29 protein-coding genes are annotated in these 18,879 nt (G+C 58.9%); all 29 read left to right on the top strand.

Features of this window, described 5'->3' with window-relative positions; translation table 11 throughout:
- Positions 1-181: 181 nt before the first annotated feature.
- The 29 genes from ACZ9HU_RS19365 to secY all read left to right on the top strand — a co-directional run bounded on the left by ACZ9HU_RS19365 (position 182) and on the right by secY (position 18,867).
- Complete coding sequence (locus ACZ9HU_RS19365) at positions 182-334, top strand: hypothetical protein (protein WP_476107421.1); 153 nt, start codon at positions 182-184, stop codon at positions 332-334.
- A 203-nt stretch (positions 335-537) separates the two neighbouring features.
- A complete protein-coding gene (locus tag ACZ9HU_RS19360; RefSeq protein WP_476107419.1) occupies positions 538-1,368 on the top strand; it encodes a hypothetical protein in 831 nt (276 codons plus the stop codon).
- 473 nt (positions 1,369-1,841) lie between these two features.
- Positions 1,842-2,213 (top strand): 30S ribosomal protein S12, encoded by a 372-nt coding sequence (gene rpsL / locus ACZ9HU_RS19355; protein ID WP_168603835.1) that lies wholly within the window; start codon positions 1,842-1,844, stop codon positions 2,211-2,213.
- A 48-nt stretch (positions 2,214-2,261) separates the two neighbouring features.
- Positions 2,262-2,732 (top strand): 30S ribosomal protein S7, encoded by a 471-nt coding sequence (gene rpsG, locus ACZ9HU_RS19350; protein WP_172342606.1) that lies wholly within the window; start codon positions 2,262-2,264, stop codon positions 2,730-2,732.
- A 101-nt stretch (positions 2,733-2,833) separates the two neighbouring features.
- Positions 2,834-4,906 carry an elongation factor G gene (gene fusA / locus ACZ9HU_RS19345; protein ID WP_476107410.1) on the top strand — a complete coding sequence of 691 codons (2,073 nt, stop codon included), beginning with the start codon at positions 2,834-2,836 and terminating at the stop codon, positions 4,904-4,906.
- Positions 4,907-5,054: 148 nt separating this feature from the next.
- On the top strand, positions 5,055-6,245 hold the full coding sequence (tuf, locus tag ACZ9HU_RS19340; protein WP_476107407.1) for an elongation factor Tu: 1,191 nt from the start codon (positions 5,055-5,057) through the stop codon (positions 6,243-6,245).
- A 127-nt stretch (positions 6,246-6,372) separates the two neighbouring features.
- On the top strand, positions 6,373-6,684 hold the full coding sequence (gene rpsJ / locus ACZ9HU_RS19335; protein WP_091146544.1) for a 30S ribosomal protein S10: 312 nt from the start codon (positions 6,373-6,375) through the stop codon (positions 6,682-6,684).
- Positions 6,685-6,961: 277 nt separating this feature from the next.
- A complete protein-coding gene (gene rplC / locus ACZ9HU_RS19330) occupies positions 6,962-7,687 on the top strand; it encodes a 50S ribosomal protein L3 (RefSeq protein ID WP_476107404.1) in 726 nt (241 codons plus the stop codon).
- 3 nt (positions 7,688-7,690) lie between these two features.
- Positions 7,691-8,320: a 50S ribosomal protein L4 gene (rplD, locus tag ACZ9HU_RS19325; RefSeq protein ID WP_476107402.1), complete on the top strand. Its 630-nt coding sequence runs from the start codon at positions 7,691-7,693 to the stop codon at positions 8,318-8,320.
- Positions 8,313-8,618 carry a 50S ribosomal protein L23 gene (locus ACZ9HU_RS19320; RefSeq protein WP_476107401.1) on the top strand — a complete coding sequence of 102 codons (306 nt, stop codon included), beginning with the start codon at positions 8,313-8,315 and terminating at the stop codon, positions 8,616-8,618. Before rplD ends, ACZ9HU_RS19320 begins: the two co-directional genes overlap by 8 nt.
- A 12-nt stretch (positions 8,619-8,630) precedes the next feature.
- Complete coding sequence (gene rplB, locus ACZ9HU_RS19315) at positions 8,631-9,467, top strand: 50S ribosomal protein L2 (RefSeq protein ID WP_168603828.1); 837 nt, start codon at positions 8,631-8,633, stop codon at positions 9,465-9,467.
- Positions 9,468-9,473: 6 nt separating this feature from the next.
- Complete coding sequence (gene rpsS, locus ACZ9HU_RS19310; RefSeq protein ID WP_168603827.1) at positions 9,474-9,752, top strand: 30S ribosomal protein S19; 279 nt, start codon at positions 9,474-9,476, stop codon at positions 9,750-9,752.
- Positions 9,752-10,129 carry a 50S ribosomal protein L22 gene (rplV, locus tag ACZ9HU_RS19305; protein ID WP_476107398.1) on the top strand — a complete coding sequence of 126 codons (378 nt, stop codon included), beginning with the start codon at positions 9,752-9,754 and terminating at the stop codon, positions 10,127-10,129. Before rpsS ends, rplV begins: the two co-directional genes overlap by 1 nt.
- 3 nt (positions 10,130-10,132) lie before the next feature.
- Positions 10,133-10,828 carry a 30S ribosomal protein S3 gene (gene rpsC / locus ACZ9HU_RS19300; RefSeq protein WP_476107396.1) on the top strand — a complete coding sequence of 232 codons (696 nt, stop codon included), beginning with the start codon at positions 10,133-10,135 and terminating at the stop codon, positions 10,826-10,828.
- A 17-nt stretch (positions 10,829-10,845) separates the two neighbouring features.
- Positions 10,846-11,280, top strand: a complete 435-nt coding sequence (gene rplP / locus ACZ9HU_RS19295) for a 50S ribosomal protein L16 (RefSeq protein ID WP_476107394.1) — start codon at positions 10,846-10,848, stop codon at positions 11,278-11,280.
- Positions 11,280-11,483: a 50S ribosomal protein L29 gene (gene rpmC / locus ACZ9HU_RS19290; RefSeq protein WP_273616993.1), complete on the top strand. Its 204-nt coding sequence runs from the start codon at positions 11,280-11,282 to the stop codon at positions 11,481-11,483. Before rplP ends, rpmC begins: the two co-directional genes overlap by 1 nt.
- A 10-nt stretch (positions 11,484-11,493) precedes the next feature.
- Positions 11,494-11,763, top strand: a complete 270-nt coding sequence (rpsQ, locus tag ACZ9HU_RS19285; RefSeq protein WP_476107390.1) for a 30S ribosomal protein S17 — start codon at positions 11,494-11,496, stop codon at positions 11,761-11,763.
- Positions 11,764-11,902: 139 nt separating this feature from the next.
- Entirely contained in the window at positions 11,903-12,271 is a 369-nt protein-coding gene (gene rplN, locus ACZ9HU_RS19280; protein ID WP_110869606.1) for a 50S ribosomal protein L14, read from the top strand.
- A complete protein-coding gene (rplX, locus tag ACZ9HU_RS19275; RefSeq protein ID WP_290008879.1) occupies positions 12,271-12,591 on the top strand; it encodes a 50S ribosomal protein L24 in 321 nt (106 codons plus the stop codon). The genes rplN and rplX overlap by 1 nt, the downstream gene beginning before the upstream one ends.
- Positions 12,584-13,162 carry a 50S ribosomal protein L5 gene (gene rplE, locus ACZ9HU_RS19270; protein WP_476107388.1) on the top strand — a complete coding sequence of 193 codons (579 nt, stop codon included), beginning with the start codon at positions 12,584-12,586 and terminating at the stop codon, positions 13,160-13,162. Before rplX ends, rplE begins: the two co-directional genes overlap by 8 nt.
- Before the next feature lie 32 nt (positions 13,163-13,194).
- On the top strand, positions 13,195-13,500 hold the full coding sequence (rpsN, locus tag ACZ9HU_RS19265) for a 30S ribosomal protein S14 (RefSeq protein WP_274175718.1): 306 nt from the start codon (positions 13,195-13,197) through the stop codon (positions 13,498-13,500).
- Between the two features lie 12 nt (positions 13,501-13,512).
- A complete protein-coding gene (gene rpsH / locus ACZ9HU_RS19260; RefSeq protein WP_172342597.1) occupies positions 13,513-13,908 on the top strand; it encodes a 30S ribosomal protein S8 in 396 nt (131 codons plus the stop codon).
- Positions 13,908-14,441, top strand: a complete 534-nt coding sequence (gene rplF, locus ACZ9HU_RS19255; protein WP_476107381.1) for a 50S ribosomal protein L6 — start codon at positions 13,908-13,910, stop codon at positions 14,439-14,441. Before rpsH ends, rplF begins: the two co-directional genes overlap by 1 nt.
- Positions 14,441-14,791 carry a 50S ribosomal protein L18 gene (rplR, locus tag ACZ9HU_RS19250; RefSeq protein WP_476107379.1) on the top strand — a complete coding sequence of 117 codons (351 nt, stop codon included), beginning with the start codon at positions 14,441-14,443 and terminating at the stop codon, positions 14,789-14,791. The genes rplF and rplR overlap by 1 nt, the downstream gene beginning before the upstream one ends.
- A 2-nt stretch (positions 14,792-14,793) precedes the next feature.
- Positions 14,794-15,510, top strand: coding sequence for a 30S ribosomal protein S5 (gene rpsE / locus ACZ9HU_RS19245; protein WP_476107376.1), 717 nt, complete (start codon positions 14,794-14,796; stop codon positions 15,508-15,510).
- A gap of 5 nt (positions 15,511-15,515) precedes the next feature.
- The gene (rpmD, locus tag ACZ9HU_RS19240; protein ID WP_172342593.1) at positions 15,516-15,692 is read left to right on the top strand and encodes a 50S ribosomal protein L30; all 177 of its coding nucleotides are present in this window, start codon (positions 15,516-15,518) and stop codon (positions 15,690-15,692) included.
- 105 nt (positions 15,693-15,797) lie between these two features.
- Entirely contained in the window at positions 15,798-16,853 is a 1,056-nt protein-coding gene (locus ACZ9HU_RS19235; protein ID WP_476107372.1) for an acyltransferase family protein, read from the top strand.
- 48 nt (positions 16,854-16,901) lie between these two features.
- Complete coding sequence (gene rplO / locus ACZ9HU_RS19230; RefSeq protein WP_476107371.1) at positions 16,902-17,381, top strand: 50S ribosomal protein L15; 480 nt, start codon at positions 16,902-16,904, stop codon at positions 17,379-17,381.
- Between the two features lie 118 nt (positions 17,382-17,499).
- Positions 17,500-18,867, top strand: a complete 1,368-nt coding sequence (secY, locus tag ACZ9HU_RS19225; RefSeq protein ID WP_476107370.1) for a preprotein translocase subunit SecY — start codon at positions 17,500-17,502, stop codon at positions 18,865-18,867.
- Positions 18,868-18,879: the final 12 nt, after the last annotated feature.

Here is an 18,879-nt window from a genome sequence, read left to right as displayed (position 1 = left end):
CCTCCACCGCCTGGGCAACGATCGCTTCCATCCGCATGCTCACCCGCAGAACTGCAAGGTATTGCTATGTTTGGTGATCTTTCGAGTCAGGCACTTAACCCCCTTCAAAACCCAAACCCCATAATTCACTACCCGCCCCGGCCCCCATGCCCTAAAGGCGGGTCAGCATTATGGAGGCATCATGGCTGATCTTTATTTGAAAGCGCTGGAATCCGAGCGCAAACAGCTTTGGGCCACGTGCCGGCTGAAAGGGCTGGCCAAGGACACCCCGGAACGCCAGCGGATCGCCCAACTCGACGAACTGCTGCGCGCGCACAAGGCAAAGTCGGCCTGAACGGGGCGGGCTGTGAACAAGGTCGTCGTCAATTTGAGCGCAACCTTGGCGCATGGCGACATGACGGCGACCAATGCCGCCGAGGCATCGAAGAGTATTGTATCATGTGATTTGAAAGGGAGGGGTTTTTATTAAATCCTGATACTCCTTCCAAAATCGATATGAAATGTATTGCGTCCTCCAGTTAATGATGCAGCATCAATTTGCTGACGAATCAACTGGGGGGTGTTTCGATGAGGGCGTTTTCTGTATCTTTGGTGCTTGGCCTTTCCACGTTACTGACCGGTTGTGCTGATATTGGCGCGGGGCGGCCATTGGTCATTCAAAAGGATGGTTCAACCAATTATCCAAAACTTGGCGAAAGCGGGCAATATGCTGGCCTTTACAAGAGTTTGTATATTGCAGAGCAAGCTGTCCTGCCCAAAGAAGGGGCTGGCGCTCCAACTCCCCAGCAATTGGCCGCCTTTCGCGAGGCGGGCTTCGATCTGGTCCAGCAATCTTGCCAATTCTATATTTCGGCAAAGACGCGGCAACAGCGTGGGGTCAACACGTGGAGGGATTCTTTTGGTCCGGTAACCGCCTTGGTAACTGGCGCCATCCCCTTGATTGGCACGGGTGGCACGGTTGACAAGAATGTTGTTCAGGCGCTTTCGCTGGCAACAACGGCGGCGAATTCGGCCTTTGATATTTATGAACAGCGCTTTCTGTTCGGCGCCAAAAATGTCGAAGGTATCCGCAATCTGGTCCTTGAGGCCTTGAACGCTCACGCGCAGGCATCGGTCAAAATGGACAAGACGGAGCCTTTGACCTACGGCAAGGCCATTCTTCGGATAACTGAGCATCAAATTATCTGTTCGCCCAGTGCGATTTCCGAATTGGTGACCGCATCCATCAATGCCGCCACCCCTGTTTCAAAGGCCGCCGCAACGGGCAGCAGCAATCTGAAGACGACCGTCGTAGAGAACCCGGTTGTCGCGACGGTTGCTGTCCCGCCAACGGCTGTCACACCTGTCGTCCAGGCCTCGGCGCAGTAGAGCAGTAGAAATGCGGTAAAGGGCGCAAAAATGATGGCGCGTCGAGAGGCTGCGGTTTTCGGTTGAGTTTGCGAAAGGTTGACCCAAGCGCCGAATAGGCGTAGGGCGCGCCAATTCTTGCGGGGATGGTCTTGTTCCGTCCTTTGCACAAGAGAGCTGAACATTGCCGGTGCGTGCCGGGTTTTTGTGGGTCATCCTGCTGAAAGCCTTGTGTTATCCGTCAAAGTAACCCGGCGCCTTTGGGCGGGGTGGAGCGTTTCGGTTCGTCTTTGCGCGCATCTGGCGTCGTGCCGGGTGATTCGCGTGAACGCGTTCGTTTCCTTCATCCTTTAGCATTGGGCGCCAGATGGTCATGCGGCCTTTGGGCCAAATGGCTTGTTCGCACCGGAAGTCGCGATGCCCAAGGGGCGCGCAACGGAAGGGCGCTTTTGTGGCGGTCAATCGCCGTCACGCAAACAAGGTGAAGAGATTCAATGCCTACTATCAACCAGCTGATCCGCCACGGGCGCGAACCGCAGAAGGCCAAGAGCAAGGTTCCCGCTCTTGAGCAGAACCCCCAGAAGCGCGGCGTCTGCACCCGCGTGTACACGACGACCCCGAAGAAGCCGAACTCGGCTCTTCGTAAGGTTGCCAAGATCCGTCTGACCAACGGTCGCGAAGTGATTTCGTACATCCCGGGTGAAGGCCACAACCTGCAGGAGCACTCGGTTGCTCTGATCCGCGGCGGCCGTGTGCGCGACCTTCCCGGCGTTCGTTACCACGTTCTGCGCGGCGTTCTGGATACCCAGGGCGTTAAGAACCGCAAGCAGAGCCGTTCGAAGTACGGCGCCAAGCGTCCGAAGTAAGGCCAAGCGCCTTTCTTTTTGGTCTTATAGATTTAAGGAATACAAACGATGTCACGTCGTCGTCGTCCCGAAAAGCGGGAAATCCTGCCCGATCCCGTCCATGGCGATCAGGTCCTGTCGAAGTTCATGAACAACCTGATGCTCGACGGTAAGAAGTCGGTTGCGGAAACCATCGTGTACAGCGCGCTGAACACCATGCAGACCCGCGCCAAGGCTGACCCGGTGCAGCTGTTCCATGACGCCCTGAACAACGTGAAGCCGCAGATCGAAGTCCGCAGCCGCCGCGTTGGTGGTGCGACCTATCAGGTTCCGGTCGAAGTGCGCCCCGAGCGCGCCCAGGCTCTGGCGATCCGCTGGCTGATCACGGCCGCTCGTAACCGCAGCGAAACGACCATGTCGGCTCGTCTGTCGGGCGAACTGCTGGATGCTGCGAACAACCGCGGCAGCGCGGTCAAGAAGCGCGAAGACACGCACCGCATGGCGGACGCGAACCGCGCCTTCTCGCACTACCGCTGGTAAAAGGTGTGGGGCGGGGCCGTTTTGGCGGCTCCGTCACAGGCTTGTCACTATTCCGAACCTAAGGGCGGGGATCATTCCCTCCCGAACCCAAGGAAAACCCCATGGCACGCAGCCATCCGCTCGAGAAATACCGCAATATCGGTATTATGGCGCACATCGACGCCGGTAAAACCACCACCACCGAGCGTATCCTTTATTACACCGGCAAGTCCTACAAGATCGGCGAAGTCCATGACGGCGCCGCCACGATGGACTGGATGGAACAGGAACAGGAACGCGGCATCACGATCACGTCGGCCGCGACGACCTGCTTCTGGAACGACCACCGCATCAACATCATCGACACCCCTGGCCACGTTGACTTCACGATTGAAGTTGAACGTTCGCTGCGCGTGCTTGACGGTGCGGTTGCGTGCTTCGACGGCGTTGCCGGCGTGGAGCCGCAGTCGGAAACCGTGTGGCGTCAGGCTGACAAGTACGGCGTGCCGCGGATGTGCTTTATCAATAAGTTAGACCGTACTGGCGCTAACTTTAAGTACTGTGTGCAGTCGATCATCGACCGCCTCGGTGCGAAGCCGGCAGTGCTGTACATTCCGATCGGTCTCGAAGCCGATCTGAAGGGTCTGGTCGACCTGGTTCACAACCGTGCGATCATCTGGAAGGACGAATCGCTGGGCGCCGAATTCTTCTATGAAGAAATCCCGGCTGAACTGGCTGATGAAGCTGCCGAATACCGCTCGAACCTCATCGAACTGGCCGTCGAACAGGACGACGAGGCGATGGAAGCCTATCTCGAAGGCAACGAGCCGGATGTCGACACGCTCAAGAAGCTGATCCGCAAGGGTACGCTCAACCAGTCGTTCGTTCCTGTTTGCTGCGGTTCGGCGTTCAAGAACAAGGGCGTTCAGCCCCTGCTCGACGCCGTGGTCGACTATCTGCCTTCGCCGCTCGACATTCCTGACGTCCAGGGCGTCAAGATGGACAGCGACGAGCCCGACAGCCGTCCCGCCACCGACGATGCGCCGTTCTCGGCTCTGGCCTTCAAGGTCATGAACGATCCCTTCGTGGGTTCGCTCACCTTCATCCGCATCTATTCGGGTACGCTCACCAAGGGCACTTACCTGAACTCGGTGAAGGACAAGAAGGAAAAGGTCGGCCGTATGCTGGAAATGCATGCGAACGAGCGTAAGGACATTGACGAAGCCTTCGCGGGCGACATCATTGCTTTGGCCGGTATGAAGGAAACGACGACCGGTGACACGCTGTGCGCCGAACGTCAGCCGATCGTGCTGGAACGCATGGAATTCCCCGAGCCGGTTATCGAACTGTCGGTGGAACCCAAGACCAAGGCTGACCAGGAAAAGATGGGCGTTGCCCTGAACCGCCTGTCGGCTGAAGATCCTTCGTTCCGCGTTTCGACCGATCACGAATCGGGCCAGACCATCATCAAGGGCATGGGCGAACTTCACCTGGACATCATCGTTGACCGCATGCGTCGCGAGTTCAAGGTCGAAGCCAACGTCGGCGCTCCGCAGGTGGCCTATCGCGAATATCTGGCCAAGCCGGTCGACATCGACTTCACCCACAAGAAGCAGTCGGGTGGTACGGGCCAGTTCGGTCGCGTGAAGGTCAAGGTCCAGCCGGGTGAACGCGGTTCGGGCATCACCTTCAAGGACGAAATCAAGGGCGGTAACATTCCGAAGGAATATATCCCTGCGATTGAAAAGGGCTTCCGTGAAACTGCCGCTACGGGCTCGCTCATCGGCTTCCCGATCATCGACTTCGAAATCGTGCTGTATGACGGTGCGTACCACGACGTCGACTCGTCGGCTCTGGCGTTCGAAATCTGTGCTCGCGGCGCCATGCGCGAAGTGGCTCAGAAGGCCGGCATCAAGGTGCTGGAACCGATCATGAAGGTCGAAGTCGTCACCCCTGAAGAATTCATGGGCGACGTGATCGGCGACATCAACAGCCGCCGTGGTCAGATCCAGGGCACCGACAGCCGCGGCAACGCACAGGTTGTCGAAGCCATGGTGCCGCTGGCCAACATGTTTGGTTACGTGAACCAGCTGCGCTCGTTTACCCAGGGCCGCGCCCAGTACACGATGCAGTTCTCGCACTATGACGAAGTGCCGGCGAACGTTGCCACCGAACTGAAGGCCAAGATGGCCTGAGGATAAATTGATGCTGTCGGGGCTGGGGTGCAACATGCGCTTGCCAGCGCCGACAGATCACGCTAGGGGCGGCGCCTGAATTTCAGGCGAGTCTGGCAGGTGCCGTCTCGTGCAGAAATCTCATTTGAACGAAAAGAAGGTTTGAAACATGGCTAAGGCTAAGTTTGAGCGGACCAAGCCGCACTGCAACATCGGCACCATCGGTCACGTTGACCACGGCAAGACGACCCTGACGGCTGCTATCACCAAGGTGCTGGCTGAAACCGGCGGCGCGACGTTCACGGACTACGCGAACATCGACAAGGCTCCCGAAGAGCGCGAACGCGGCATCACGATTTCGACGGCTCACGTCGAATACGAAACCGCCAACCGTCACTATGCTCACGTCGACTGCCCGGGTCACGCTGACTACGTGAAGAACATGATCACCGGTGCTGCCCAGATGGACGGCGCGATCCTGGTGGTGAACGCTGCTGACGGCCCGATGCCGCAGACCCGCGAGCACATCCTGCTCGCGCGTCAGGTCGGCGTGCCCGCTCTGGTCGTGTACATGAACAAGGTTGACCAGGTCGACGACGCGGAAATCCTTGAGCTCGTCGAGCTGGAAATCCGCGAACTGCTGTCGTCTTACGACTTCCCCGGTGACGACATCCCCGTGATCCCGGGTTCGGCTCTGGCCGCTCTCGAAGGTCGTGACGATGCCATCGGCAAGGAATCGATCTACAAGCTGATGGAAGCTGTGGACAACTACATTCCGCAGCCCCCCCGTCCGACCGACAAGCCCTTCCTGATGCCCGTCGAAGACGTGTTCTCGATCTCGGGTCGTGGTACGGTTGTGACCGGCCGCGTCGAAACCGGCATCATCAAGGTTGGTGAAGAAGTCGAAATCGTTGGTCTGAAGGCTACCGCCAAGACCACCGTGACCGGCGTGGAAATGTTCCGCAAGCTGCTCGATCAGGGTGAAGCTGGCGACAACATCGGCGCTCTGTGCCGTGGTATCAAGCGTGAAGACGTTGAGCGCGGTCAGGTTCTGGCCAAGCCCGGCACCTGCACCCCGCACACCAACTTCGAATCGGAAGTGTACGTGCTGTCGAAGGATGAAGGTGGCCGTCACACGCCGTTCTTCGCCAACTATCGTCCGCAGTTCTACTTCCGCACGACCGACGTCACCGGCTCGGTCACGCTGCCCGAAGGCACCGAAATGGTCATGCCTGGCGACAACGTGAAGCTGCAGGTTGAACTGATCGCGCCGATCGCCATGGACGAAGGTCTCCGCTTCGCTATTCGCGAAGGCGGCCGTACCGTTGGTTCGGGCGTTGTGGCCAAGATCACGAAGTAATTAAAGCTTGCCCGTCGGTGGATTTCGGTCTACCGGCGGGTTCGTTTTTCGCCGACTGCTTGGTTGCCTGTTTTCACGGGTGAGGCGGTCGGATTTCTTTTTAGCTCTTTCTCATCGGTAGCAGGACATGGAAGCTCAAAACATCCGCATTCGCCTGAAGGCATTCGATCACCGCGTGCTGGATCAGGCCACCGGCGAGATCGCCGACACCGCCCGTCGCACGGGCGCACTCATTCGCGGGCCCATTCCGCTGCCGACCAAGATCGAGAAGTTCTGCGTTAACCGCGGACCCCACATCGACAAGAAGTCGCGCGAGCAGTTTGAAGTTCGCACCTACAAGCGTCTGCTGGACATCGTTCAGCCGAACGCCGCGACCGTCGATGCGCTGATGAAGCTCGATCTCGCCGCAGGCGTCAACGTTGAAATCAAGCTGGCATAAAGGGATTGCGTCTGCTAAGGGCGCGACCTCTGGCCGCATTTGATTCGGCCATTTGCCAGAAATGGTGCCTGCGCAGGCAAGCCTGCAAAGGAATATGGGATACCTCCGGAAGTCTCGCTGATCAGTAATGATTGGCACTTGTTCCGGGCAGCGTCCCCCGTCTTGTCGGGCCTGAGATGGCTTGACGTTCAGCCCGGACGGGGCTCGCTTCGCACATTTGGGTTGACACGCCTGTGGTGGATGGTCCGCTGCAGGCCTCTGTAAGGAGTAAAAGGTCATGCGCACCGGCGTGATCGCTAAGAAGGTGGGGATGACCCGCCTTTTCCAGGAAGACGGACGTCACGTTCCCGTGACCGTTTTGTCGCTGGAAGACTGCCAGGTGGTTTCGGTTCGTACCGCTGAGCGCGACGGTTATGTCGCTCTGCAGCTGGGTGCGGGCGCCGCCAAGCAAAAGAATGTCAACAAGCCGCAGCGTGAACAGTTCGCCAAGGCTGAAGTTCCGCTGAAGATGGAAGTTGCCGAATTCCGCGTGGCCGATGACGCCGTGCTGGAAGTTGGTTCGACCATCGCTGCCTCGCACTTTGTGTCGGGCCAGTTGGTTGACATCACCGGCCACACTCAGGGTAAGGGCTTCTCGGGCGCTATGAAGCGCTGGGGCTTCGGCGGTATGCGCGCCACCCACGGTGTGTCGATCTCTCACCGTGCGCATGGTTCGACGGGTAACCGTCAGGATCCGGGTCGCGTCTTCAAGAACAAGAAGATGGCTGGTCACCAGGGTGATCGTCAGCGCACCCAGCAGAATCTCGAAGTTGTCCGCACCGATGACGCGCGCGGCCTGGTTTTCGTGAAGGGCTCTGTGCCCGGCGCGAAGAACGGCTGGTTGCTCGTCCGCGATTCGGTCAAGGTTGCTCGTCATGCCGACGCTCCGTACCCCGCCGCGATCAAGTCGGCTGTGGTCGATGCTGCTCCGGCTGTCGAAGCTGCCGAAGGTCAGGAGGGCTAAGTCGTGGTCAAGGTAACTCTGCAAAACCTCGACGGTTCGGCCGCTGCTGGCGAAATCGAACTGAACGATGCTGTGTTCGGCCTTGAGCCGCGCGCCGACATCCTTCACCGCGTTGTCACGTGGCAGCTCGAAAACCGTCGCGGCACTGCCCGTGGCGCTCGTGAGCGTAGCGATGTGGCTCGCACCGGCAAGAAGTTCGGTAACCAGAAGGGTGGCGGTACCGCTCGTCATGGTGACCGCAAGGCTCCGATCTTCATCGGCGGTGGTAAGGCTCATGGTCCTCGCGTCCGTGACTTCAACCTGTCGCTGAACAAGAAGATCCGCGCTCTGGGTCTGAAGCTTGCTCTGTCGTCGAAGGTGAACAGCGGCCTGGTGGTCGTTGAGAATCTCGAACTGGCTGAAGCCAAGACCAAGGTGCTGGCCGCGACGCTCGCTTCGGCTGGTTTCGCTGGCAAGGTGCTGGTGATCGACGGCGAAGCAGTGAACGAGAACTTCGCTCGCGCTGCCGGCAACATCGTCGGCGTAAACGTACTGCCCGCCGTGGGCGCCAACGTTTACGACATCCTGAAGCATGACACGCTGGTGCTGACCCGCGCCGCTGTCGAAAAGCTGGAGGCCCGTTTCAATGGCTAAGGACAGCATCGACACGCGTCATTATGACGTGATTGTGGCGCCCCACATCACCGAAAAGACCACGCTCCTTTCCGAGAACAACGCTGTTGTGTTCAAGGTTGCTGAGCGTGCGACCAAGCCTGAAATTAAGGCTGCGGTTGAAGCTCTGTTCGGCGTGAAGGTGACGGGTGTGAACACCCTGACCCAGAAGGGCAAGACCAAGCGCTGGAAGGGCAAGCCCTACAAGCGCACCGACGTCAAGAAGGCCGTTGTGACCCTGGCTGCTGGCCAGTCGATCGACGTGACCAGCGGGATCTGAGGGCGGTAGAACATGGCACTCAAGAGCTATAATCCGACCAGCCCGGCCCGTCGTGGCCTCGTCCTGGTTGACAAGAGCGCCCTCTGGAAGGGCAAGCCGGTCAAGGCGCTTACCGAAGGTAAGAGCAAGACCGGTGGTCGTAACAACAAGGGTCACGTGACCAGCCGCGGTATCGGTGGTGGCCACAAGCAGCGCTATCGTTTTATCGATTTCAAGCGTCGCAAGTGGGACCAGCCGGCAACCGTTGAGCGTCTGGAATATGATCCCAACCGCACCGCGTTCATCGCCCTCGTCAAGTACGAAGACGGTGAGCAGACCTACATCATCGCACCGCAGCGTCTGGCCGTTGGCGACACCATTGTCGCTGGCGAAAAGACCGACGTGAAGCCCGGCAACGCCATGCTTCTGTCGCAGATCCCCGTTGGCACCATCATCCACAACGTGGAAATGAAGCCGGGCAAGGGTGGTCAGATCGCTCGTTCGGCCGGCACTTATGTGCAGGTCGTTGGTCGTGACCGTGGTCTGGTGATCGTTCGTCTGAACTCGGGCGAACAGCGCTACCTGCGTGGCGATTGCATGGGCACCGTTGGCGCCGTGTCGAACCCCGACAACGCCAACACCAACCTTGCAAAGGCCGGTCGCAACCGTTGGCTTGGCCAGCGTCCGCTTACCCGCGGCGTTGCCAAGAACCCGGTCGACCACCCGCATGGTGGTGGTGAAGGCCGTACTTCGGGCGGTCGTCATCCTGTTACGCCGTGGGGCAAGCCTACCAAGGGCGCTCGCACCCGTCATAACAAGAAGACTGACGGCATGATCATCCGCTCGCGTCACGCGAAGAAGAAGAGGTAATCGACAATGGCTCGTTCCGTCTGGAAAGGTCCTTTCGTCGACCTGCACCTGCTGAAAAAGGCCGAGGTCGCCCAGGATGCTGGCAACCGTGCCGGCCCGATCAAGACCTGGTCGCGTCGGTCGACGATCCTGCCGACGTTCGTTGGTTTGACGTTCAACGTCTACAACGGGCATAAGTTCATCCCCGTGTCCGTCAATGAGGACATGGTCGGCCACAAGCTGGGCGAATTCGCGCCGACGCGCACGTTCCCCGGTCACGCCGCTGACAAGAAGGGCAAGCGCTAATGAGCAAGCCTAAAGCCCCCCGTCGCGTTGGCGACAAGGAAGCGCTGTCGGTTGGTACCACCATCCGTGGCTCGGCCCAGAAGCTGAACCTGGTTGCGGCCCTTATCCGCAACCAGAAGGCTGAAGACGCGCTGAACATCCTGTCCTTCTCGAAGAAGGCCATGGCGGTTGACGCTCGCAAGGTGCTGGCTTCGGCCATCGCCAACGCCGAAAACAACCACAACCTCGACGTGGACAGCCTCGTCGTGGTTGAGGCTTCGGTCGGCAAGTCGATCACGATGAAGCGCTTTCACACCCGCGGCCGTGGCAAGTCCACCCGCATCCTGAAGCCCTTCAGCCGTCTGCGCATCGTGGTGCGCGAAGTTCAGGAGGCCTGATCCATGGGTCATAAGAGCAACCCCATTGGTCTGCGCCTGCAGATCAACCGCACGTGGGACAGCCGTTGGTACGCCGAAGGCCGCGCCTATGGTAAGCTGCTTGAGGAAGACCTCAAGATGCGCAAGTTCATCTTCAAGTCGCTGCCGCAGGCCGCGATTTCGAAGGTGGTGATCGAACGCCCAGCCAAGGTGTGCCGCGTTTCGATCTTTGCGGCCCGTCCGGGCGTGATCATTGGCAAGAAGGGCGCTGACATTGAAAAGCTGCGCCTTCAGCTTGCCAAGTTCACCGGCAGCGACGTCAAGCTGAACATTGTCGAAATCCGTAAGCCGGAAATCGACTCGAAGCTTGTCGCCCAGGGCATCGCCGATCAGCTGATTCGCCGTGTTGCCTTCCGTCGCGCCATGAAGCGCTCGGTTCAGTCGGCTCTGCGTCTTGGCGCGGAAGGCATCAAGATCACCTGTTCGGGTCGTCTTGGTGGCGCCGAAATCGCGCGTATCGAATGGTACCGCGAAGGCCGCGTTCCGCTTCACACTCTGCGTGCTAACATCGACTATGCCGAAGCCGAGGCGCTTACCGCCTATGGTATCATCGGTATCAAGGTGTGGATCTTCAAGGGCGAAATCCTTGGTCACGATCCGATGGCGCAGGACCGTCTCATGATGGAGGCCCAGACCTCCGGCGTGCGTCCTGCACGTTGAGGTTGAGGTAACAGATCATGTTGCAACCGAAGAAGACCAAGTTCCGCAAGGCGTTCAAGGGCCGTTTGCACGGCAACGCCAAGGGCGGCACCGACCTGAACTTCGGCTCGTATGGCCTTAAGGCCCTCGAGCCGGAGCGGGTCACCGCTCGTCAGATCGAAGCTGCACGTCGTGCCATTCAGCGTCACCTGCGTCGTCAGGGCCGCCTGTGGATCCGCGTGTTCCCCGATCTGCCCGTCTCGAAGAAGCCTGCTGAAGTCCGTCAGGGTAAGGGCAAGGGTTCGATCGAATATTGGGCTGCTCGCGTAAAGCCGGGCAAGATCCTGTTCGAACTGGACGGCGTTTCGGGTGAGCTGGCTGCTGGTGCGTTCGAGCGCGCCGCAATGAAGCTGCCGATCAAGACCAAGGTTGTTGCCAAGCTTGGCGACACCTCGCACCTGGGAGGCGAATAATGACCAAGATCGCTGATCTGCGTGCCAAGAGCGATGACCAGCTGGTGGCCGAGCTGGGCGATCTGAAGCGCGAGGCCTTCAACCTCCGCTTCCAGGCCGCCACCAACCAGCTTGAGCGTCCTGCACGCATCAAGGAAGTGCGCCGCGATATCGCCCGCATCAAGACGCTCCAGAGTGAGCGTTCTGTTGCAGCGAAGGCGTAAGGAGACAACCATGCCCAAGCGTATTCTGGTCGGGACGGTTGTTTCCGACAAGACCGACAAGACCGTGGTCGTGAAGGTCGAACGTAAGGTGAAGCACCCCCTTTATGGGAAGATCATCCGTCGTTCGAAGAAGTATCACGCCCACGACGAAGACAACGCCTTCAAGGCTGGCGAAGTTGTCCGCATCGAAGAAACCGCCCCGATCTCGAAGCTGAAGAGCTGGAAGGTGATCGAGCGGGTTCAGGCGGGCAAGGGCGTCGCCGTCGAAGCGGACGTCTAAGGTCGTTGAAAAAATCTCTGGCGCTCTGACCCGAATCGGGTTAGGGCGCCGGACCGCTTCACGGTGCCCGTTCGCGCGGGCGCCGTTTTTTGGAACTGCCGGACTTGTTCCGGCAAGCCTAACGTAAGGAACCGGATCCATGATCCAGATGCAATCCCAGCTTGACGTCGCTGACAACAGCGGTGCCAAGCGCGTCCAGTGCATTAAGGTGCTGGGTGGATCGAAGCGTCGTACCGCTGGCGTTGGCGACATCATTGTGGTGTCGATCAAGGAAGCCCAGCCGCGCGCCAAGGTCAAAAAGGGCGACGTTCACCGTGCGGTGATCGTTCGTACCCGCAAGGACGTTCGTCGTCCCGACGGTTCGGTTATCCGTTTCGACGGTAACGCGGCTGTGCTGATCAACAAGAACGCTGAGCCCATCGGCACGCGTATCTTTGGTCCCGTCGTGCGTGAACTGCGCGCCAAGGGCTACATGAAGATCATCTCGCTGGCTCCGGAGGTTCTGTAATGTCCGCTGCTAAGATCAAGAAGGGCGACAATGTGATCGTCCGTTCGGGCAAGGACAAGGGCCGTACCGGCACCGTTCTGTCCGTCCTGCCGAAGGAAGGCAAGGTTGTGGTTGCCGGCGTGAATGTCGCTGCCCGTCACCGCAAGCCGACCCAGGTGAACCCGCAGGGTGGCATCGAGCGCCGTGAAGCGCCGATGGCTATCAGCAAGGTTGGTCTCGTCGATCCGAAGACCGGTGCGGCAACCCGCATCCGCTTCGAAGAAAAGGACGGCAAGAAGGTCCGCGTGGCCGTGAAGTCCGGGGAGGCTATCGATGGCTGATAAGTACACTCCGCGTCTCAAGACCAAGTATGACGCCGAAATCGTAGCTGCGATGACGGAAAAGTTTGGTTACAAGAACGCGCTCGAAATCCCGAAGATCGAGAAGATCACGCTCAACATGGGCGTGGGTGAAGGCACGCAGGACCGTAAGAAGGTCCAGACCGCTGCCGCCGAAATGGAAGCCATTGCCGGTCAGAAGCCGGTGGTGACCCGCGCCAAGAAGTCGGTTGCGCAGTTCAAGCTGCGTGAAGGCATGGCGATTGGTTGCAAGGTTACGCTGCGTCGCGAGCGTATGTACGAATTTCTTGACCGTCTGATCACGGTTGCGATGCCCCGCATTCGCGACTTTCGTGGCCTGAATCCGAAGAGCTTCGACGGCCGTGGCAACTATGCCATGGGTCTGAAAGAGCAGATCATCTTCCCGGAAATCAGCTACGATCAGATCGACAAGGTGCGTGGCATGGACATCATCGTCACCACCTCGGCCAAGACCGACGAAGAAGCACGCGAACTGCTGCGTCTCTTCGGTTTCCCGTTCACTGCCACCGCCGAAGCCAAGCAGGCGGCGTGAGCGAGCAAGATTGAGAAAGAGAGCTTAAGTCCATGGCGAAACTGAGTTCGATCAACAAGAACGAGCGTCGTAAGGCCCTCGTCAAGAAGTACGCTGCGAAGTACGCGAGCCTGAAGGCTATTGCTGACGACGAATCGGCTGATGAAACCGAGCGTCTGATTGCCCGCCTCAAGCTGGCCGAGATTCCCCGTAACGGGAACCCGACCCGCGTGCGCAACCGTTGCGCAACCACCGGCCGCCCGCGCGGCTACTATCGCAAGTTCGGCCTGTGCCGCGTTGAGCTGCGTGATCTCGCCAACAAGGGCATGATCCCCGGCGTGACGAAGTCGAGCTGGTAAGGAACCAAAGCGATGGCATTGACCGATCCTCTGGGTGATATGCTCACCCGTATCCGCAACGGCCAGCAGGCGAAGAAGGATTCCGTCCTTTCGCCGGCTTCGAAGCTGCGTTCGCGCGTCCTCGAAGTGCTCCAGCGCGAAGGCTATATCCGTGGCTATTCGGAAGACGCTACTGGCGTTCACCCGCAGCTGCGTATCGAGCTGAAGTATTTCGAAGGCGAGCCCGCGATCAAGCATCTCGCTCGCGTCTCCAAGCCGGGTCGCCGTGTGTACTCGGGCAGCAAAGAACTGCCTGTGGTGCGTAACGGCCTCGGCATCACCATCGTCTCGACGCCGCGTGGCGTGCTCTCGGATGCCGAAGCGCGCGCTGCCAACGTCGGTGGCGAAGTGCTGGCGGAGGTGTTCTAATGAGCCGCATTGGTAAGAAGCCTGTTGCCATTCCGGCAGGTGTCTCGGCGAACATCGCCGATGGCCTTCTGACCGTGAAGGGCCCCAAGGGCACGCTGACGCTGAACCTGCGCGATGAAATCAGCTATGCTGTTGACGGTGACACCATTCTGGTGAAGCCCGCCAACGACACGAAGCAGGCTCGCGCTTTCTGGGGTATGCAGCGCACGCTCGTCTCGAACCTGGTCACCGGTGTTACCGAAGGTTACACCAAGACCCTGCAAATCACTGGTGTGGGCTATCGCGCCACCGCGCAGGGCAAGGTGCTCAAGCTTCAGCTGGGCTACAGCCACGACGTCAACTTCGACGTTCCCGAAGGCATCGAAATCAAGACTCCGGATAACACCACCGTCCTGATTTCCGGTATCGACAAGCAGAAGGTGGGTCAGGTTGCGGCCGAGATCCGTCGCTGGCGTAAGCCCGAACCCTATAAGGGCAAGGGCATCAAGTACGCTGGCGAGTTCATCTTCCGCAAGGAAGGGAAGAAGAAGTAATGGCCAAGCTGTCTCTGTTCGAGCGCCGTCGTCGGCGCGTTCGCACCGCTCTGAAGGCTCGTGCCGGTGGGCGTCCTCGTCTTTCGGTGCACCGTTCGGGTCGCCACATCTACGCCCAGATCATCGACGATGCTGCTGGTCGTACCCTCGTTTCGGCCTCGTCGCTGAAAAAGGGCAGCAAGGTTATCGGCGCCAACGTCGATGCCGCTGCTGTTGTGGGCAAGGAACTGGCGGAAGCCGCCAAGGCCGCTGGCGTCACCACTGTCGTGTTCGATCGCGGCGGTTTCCTGTTCCATGGCCGCGTCAAGGCGCTGGCCGATGCCGCCCGTGAAGGCGGGCTGGAGTTCTGACAATGGCTGACGAAACCAACCTTGAAACCGGTGCCGTTGTCGGCGCTGAAGCTGCTCCCGAGGGCAACGAGCGTGAAGGTCGTCGTGGTCGTGGTCGCGGACGTGATGGCGAACGTGGCGAAGGCCGCGGTCGTGGTCGCCGCGATGACCGTCGCGGCAAGAATGACGAGGAACAGGGTGAAGAGCTGATTGAAAAGCTCGTTCACATCAACCGCGTCAGCAAGACCGTGAAGGGCGGTAAGCGCTTTGGCTTTGCTGCTCTCGTCGTTGTCGGCGATGGCAAGGGTCGCGTTGGCTTTGGTCATGGCAAGGCACGCGAAGTGCCCGAAGCCATCACCAAGGCGACTGCCTCGGCCAAGAAGAAGATGGTTCGCGTTCCGCTCAAGGAAGGCCGCACTCTTCACCACGACGGCAAGGGCCACTTCGGCGCTGGCAATGTGAGCGTTCGTTCGGCCCCGGCCGGTACGGGCATCATCGCTGGCGGCCCGATGCGCGCTGTCTTCGAAAGCCTGGGCGTTCATGACGTGGTGACCAAGTCGGTCGGCACCTCGAACCCCTACAACATGATCCGCGCCACTTTCGACGCTCTGACCGACCAGTCGAGCCCGAAGTCGGTGGCGCAGCGTCGCGGCAAGAAGGTCACCGACCTGCTGAACCGTGATGGTCATCACCACACCGAGGCGCAGCTTGAAGCTGCTGCCGCTGCGATTACGGAGTAAGCGCAATGGCAACTATCAAGATCAAGCAGATCGGTTCGCCGATCCGTCGTCCCGAAGCTCAGCGCAAGATGCTGATCGGTCTGGGCCTCAACAAGATGAATCGCGTTGTCGAATTGACGGATACCCCGGAAGTTCGTGGCACGATCGCTCGCTTGCCTCATCTGGTGGCTGTGGTCGACTAAGGTCACGCTAGCAGATTAAAGCACAAGACAAGGCCTCGGAGCGATCCGGGGCCTTTTCTTGTTGGCAATACGCGATGTTAAGATCCGGAATTTAGCCTCACTGGTATGCTTTCGGGGTTAAACCTATTTCACGTTGTTCGTGCACTTTGCTGGCCCGCGCAGCCCGGCATGTTCAGGCTATGGCTTGCTTTGGTCGTTGTGCTTCACCACGTAACTCGGATCGAGGTTGGGAAGGCGCCCGTCCTGATCTTCTTTACATTGAGCGGGTTTTGGGTTCATCGGGTTTGGCATGACCAATATGCGAATACTCGAGCGCCTTGGCTAAGCTTTTGCATCAGCCGGTGGTGGCGTATTGCGCCCATGATGGCCGTCGCAAGCGTGCTAAGCATCTGCGCACACGCCGCTTCGCATGACGCTGATTGGACCCTTATCCGAGCGCAGCCATTAGCCCAGTCCTTGTTGCCTTTGACTATCTTGGGCTATGCGCAATTGGCTACGCGGCCGGTTGGACCGGCATGGTCTCTCGATATTGAAATGCAATTTTACCTCGTCGCGCCGATTTTGATCTCTTTCGTTCAAAGGTTCAAACCCGTTTGGGTGTTTGGCTTAGGCTACATGTGCTTTGTGGGCGGACTTTGGCTGGGGTGGGGTGTTACCTTGCCCTCGTTCCTGATCTTCTTTCTGTTTGGTCTCCTGGCATCAGTACACACATGGACCGTCTCTCAGCGGCTCGCACAATGGAGTTTTTATGCGCCATTGGGGCTCGTTACGCTTTTGTCCTTGTCGCCTTGGTCGGTGCAGTGCTTGAAAGAAGGGGGTGACTATTCGGCACTCCTGAATTTTGCACTGGCGCTTGGTTTGCTGCCGTTTTCGTTAAATACGGTTTGCCAAAAATCGGATCGGATTGATCGGATGGCGGGTGACTTTTCGTATGTCATTTATTTGATGCACTGGCCCGCCATCATATTGTTGCGCTTTTCAGGCTGGGGCGGTGGCGCTTTGGCCGCTTCGATATTGGGTCTGGTGGTTCTGTCGGCCTTGTTGTGGCGTTGGTATGATCGGCCCATTGAGCATTTGCGTAAACGTTGGGTCCAGCGTCGAATGGCGTTGGGTGATAAGGATCGCAGGAAAAGGGGTGACAGTTCGACTCAATTCGCCTAAGGGCGCGCCTTCCATCAAGCGCGTCAAAAGCGAAAGCGAGTGCAGATTATGACCAAGTTGAATGATATCCGTGACAATGCTGGTGCCCGCCACCGTCGTATCCGCGTCGGCCGCGGCATCGGTTCGGGTAAGGGCAAGACCGCTGGCCGCGGCCAGAAGGGTGCCAAGGCACGTTCGGGCGTGTCGATCAATGGCTTCGAAGGCGGCCAGATGCCGCTTCACATGCGTCTGCCGAAGCGTGGTTTCAACAACCCGTTTGGCAAGGACTATGCTGAAGTGAACCTCGGCATGGTGCAGAAGGCGATCGACGCTGGCAAGCTTGACCTGTCGGCTGTTGTCGATCACGCGGCGCTCAAGAACGCTGGCCTGGCCCGTGGTGGCAAGGACGGCGTGCGCCTGCTCGGCAAGGGCGTGTTCAGCGCCAAGGTCAGCTTCAAGGTTGCCGGCGTTTCGGCCGGTGCCAAGGCTGCTGTTGAAGCTGCTGGCGGTTCGGTTGAAGTGCCGGCTGTCGCTGCGGCTGCTGAGTAATTTGGTTTGGATTTGCGGGCGGGGGTTGTATCCCCGCCCGCAGTCCTTATCCTTTCCCGTCTATGGGTAAAGGTCCGCCGCCCATTTTGGCGGCCAGGGTCAGGGTTTGAGCAATCCTATGGCATCGCGCGCCGATAATATCGCCAGCACACTCAGTCTCGCCAACTTTTCCAAGGCGACGGAACTCAAGAGCCGCATTTGGTTCACCGTCGGGGCGCTGATTGTCTTCCGTTTCTTGAGCTTTGTCCCGCTTCCGGGCGTTAACCCGCTGGTTCTTCAGCAGTTGTACGCCAAGACGCAGGGTGGCATTCTCGACATCTTCAACACATTCTCGGGCGGCAGCCTTGAGCGCATGAGTCTCATTGCGCTTGGCGTCATGCCCTATATCACGGCCTCGATTGTCGTTCAGCTTGCCGCTTCGTTGCATCCGGCGCTGGCCTCCTTGAAGAAAGAAGGAGAGAGCGGCCGAAAGAAGCTGAATCAGTGGACCCGCTATGGCGCGGTCCTTCTGACGGCGATTCAGGGCTGGGCGATCGCGTCAGGTCTTGAGGCTTATGGCACTTCGGCTGGTCTTCAGGCTGTTGTCATTCCGGGCCTTTTGTTCCGCGTTTGCACCGTGATCTCGCTGATCGGTGGCACGATGTTCCTGCTGTGGCTGGGTGAGCAGATCACCAGCCGTGGTATTGGTAACGGCACGTCGCTGATCATCATGGCGGGTATCGTCGCCCAGATGCCGCAGTTCTTCATCCAACTGTTTGAAGGTGGGCGTTCGGGTTCGGTGAACGGGCTGACCATTTTTGCGATGGTCGCGCTGGTTGTCGGCATGATTCTGTTCATCAGTTTCATGGAGCGCGCCACGCGTCGCCTTTTGATCCAGTATCCGAAGCGCGCTACTCAGAATGGTATGATGCAGGCTGATCGCAGCCATCTGCCGCTTAAGATCAATACTGCGGGCGTCATTCCGCCGATTTTTGCCAGTTCGCTTCTGCTGCTGCCGCTGACGATCACCCAGTTTGCCGGTAAGTCGGTTTCGCCCGACACATTCATGGGTAATGTGATTGTTCAACTCAATCAGTATCTGGGCCATGGTAAGCCGCTCTACATGCTGCTCTATGCGCTGGGCATTGTGTTCTTCTGCTTCTTTTACACCGCTGTGGTGTTCAATCCGGAAGAAACGGCGGACAACCTGAAGCGCAATGGTGGGTTCATTCCTGGCATCCGTCCGGGCAAGAACACGTCGACCTATCTCGACTATGTCCTGACGCGAATCACGGTAATCGGCGCTGCCTATATTACCATAGTATGTGTTGTGCCCGAGTTCTTCATGGAGCAAACCGGGTTGCGGCTGGTGGTGGCTGGCGGCACGAGCTTGCTGATCGTGGTGAACGTGACCGTAGATACCATCACTCAGATCCAGTCGCATCTTTTGGCTCACCAGTATGGTGATCTGATCAAGAAGGCGAAACTCAAGGGGCGGATGCGCTAACGCGCTCCGCCT

It is taken from the genome of Novosphingobium sp. Sphag1I (assembly GCF_056279125.1).
This window is presented reverse-complemented; position numbering and strand designations above follow the sequence as displayed.

Excerpts from the sequence above, each read along its gene's own strand:
- rplE (WP_476107388.1), top strand. The coding sequence starts at position 12,584 with ATGGCTGATAAGTACACTCCGCGTCTCAAGACCAAGTATGACGCCGAA.
- secY (WP_476107370.1), top strand. The coding sequence starts at position 17,500 with ATGGCATCGCGCGCCGATAATATCGCCAGCACACTCAGTCTCGCCAAC.
- ACZ9HU_RS19320 (WP_476107401.1), top strand. The coding sequence starts at position 8,313 with ATGGCTAAGGACAGCATCGACACGCGTCATTATGACGTGATTGTGGCG.
- fusA (WP_476107410.1), top strand. The coding sequence starts at position 2,834 with ATGGCACGCAGCCATCCGCTCGAGAAATACCGCAATATCGGTATTATG.
- rpmC (WP_273616993.1), top strand. The coding sequence starts at position 11,280 with ATGACCAAGATCGCTGATCTGCGTGCCAAGAGCGATGACCAGCTGGTG.
- rplV (WP_476107398.1), top strand. The coding sequence starts at position 9,752 with ATGAGCAAGCCTAAAGCCCCCCGTCGCGTTGGCGACAAGGAAGCGCTG.
- ACZ9HU_RS19235 (WP_476107372.1), top strand. The coding sequence starts at position 15,798 with ATGCTTTCGGGGTTAAACCTATTTCACGTTGTTCGTGCACTTTGCTGG.
- rplX (WP_290008879.1), top strand. The coding sequence starts at position 12,271 with ATGTCCGCTGCTAAGATCAAGAAGGGCGACAATGTGATCGTCCGTTCG.
- rpsC (WP_476107396.1), top strand. The coding sequence starts at position 10,133 with ATGGGTCATAAGAGCAACCCCATTGGTCTGCGCCTGCAGATCAACCGC.
- rpsH (WP_172342597.1), top strand. The coding sequence starts at position 13,513 with ATGGCATTGACCGATCCTCTGGGTGATATGCTCACCCGTATCCGCAAC.
- rplN (WP_110869606.1), top strand. The coding sequence starts at position 11,903 with ATGATCCAGATGCAATCCCAGCTTGACGTCGCTGACAACAGCGGTGCC.
- rpsL (WP_168603835.1), top strand. The coding sequence starts at position 1,842 with ATGCCTACTATCAACCAGCTGATCCGCCACGGGCGCGAACCGCAGAAG.
- rpsQ (WP_476107390.1), top strand. The coding sequence starts at position 11,494 with ATGCCCAAGCGTATTCTGGTCGGGACGGTTGTTTCCGACAAGACCGAC.
- rpmD (WP_172342593.1), top strand. The coding sequence starts at position 15,516 with ATGGCAACTATCAAGATCAAGCAGATCGGTTCGCCGATCCGTCGTCCC.
- rplP (WP_476107394.1), top strand. The coding sequence starts at position 10,846 with ATGTTGCAACCGAAGAAGACCAAGTTCCGCAAGGCGTTCAAGGGCCGT.
- rplO (WP_476107371.1), top strand. The coding sequence starts at position 16,902 with ATGACCAAGTTGAATGATATCCGTGACAATGCTGGTGCCCGCCACCGT.
- tuf (WP_476107407.1), top strand. The coding sequence starts at position 5,055 with ATGGCTAAGGCTAAGTTTGAGCGGACCAAGCCGCACTGCAACATCGGC.
- rplF (WP_476107381.1), top strand. The coding sequence starts at position 13,908 with ATGAGCCGCATTGGTAAGAAGCCTGTTGCCATTCCGGCAGGTGTCTCG.
- rpsG (WP_172342606.1), top strand. The coding sequence starts at position 2,262 with ATGTCACGTCGTCGTCGTCCCGAAAAGCGGGAAATCCTGCCCGATCCC.
- rpsJ (WP_091146544.1), top strand. The coding sequence starts at position 6,373 with ATGGAAGCTCAAAACATCCGCATTCGCCTGAAGGCATTCGATCACCGC.
- rplC (WP_476107404.1), top strand. The coding sequence starts at position 6,962 with ATGCGCACCGGCGTGATCGCTAAGAAGGTGGGGATGACCCGCCTTTTC.
- rpsS (WP_168603827.1), top strand. The coding sequence starts at position 9,474 with ATGGCTCGTTCCGTCTGGAAAGGTCCTTTCGTCGACCTGCACCTGCTG.
- rpsE (WP_476107376.1), top strand. The coding sequence starts at position 14,794 with ATGGCTGACGAAACCAACCTTGAAACCGGTGCCGTTGTCGGCGCTGAA.
- rpsN (WP_274175718.1), top strand. The coding sequence starts at position 13,195 with ATGGCGAAACTGAGTTCGATCAACAAGAACGAGCGTCGTAAGGCCCTC.
- rplR (WP_476107379.1), top strand. The coding sequence starts at position 14,441 with ATGGCCAAGCTGTCTCTGTTCGAGCGCCGTCGTCGGCGCGTTCGCACC.
- ACZ9HU_RS19365 (WP_476107421.1), top strand. The coding sequence starts at position 182 with ATGGCTGATCTTTATTTGAAAGCGCTGGAATCCGAGCGCAAACAGCTT.
- rplB (WP_168603828.1), top strand. The coding sequence starts at position 8,631 with ATGGCACTCAAGAGCTATAATCCGACCAGCCCGGCCCGTCGTGGCCTC.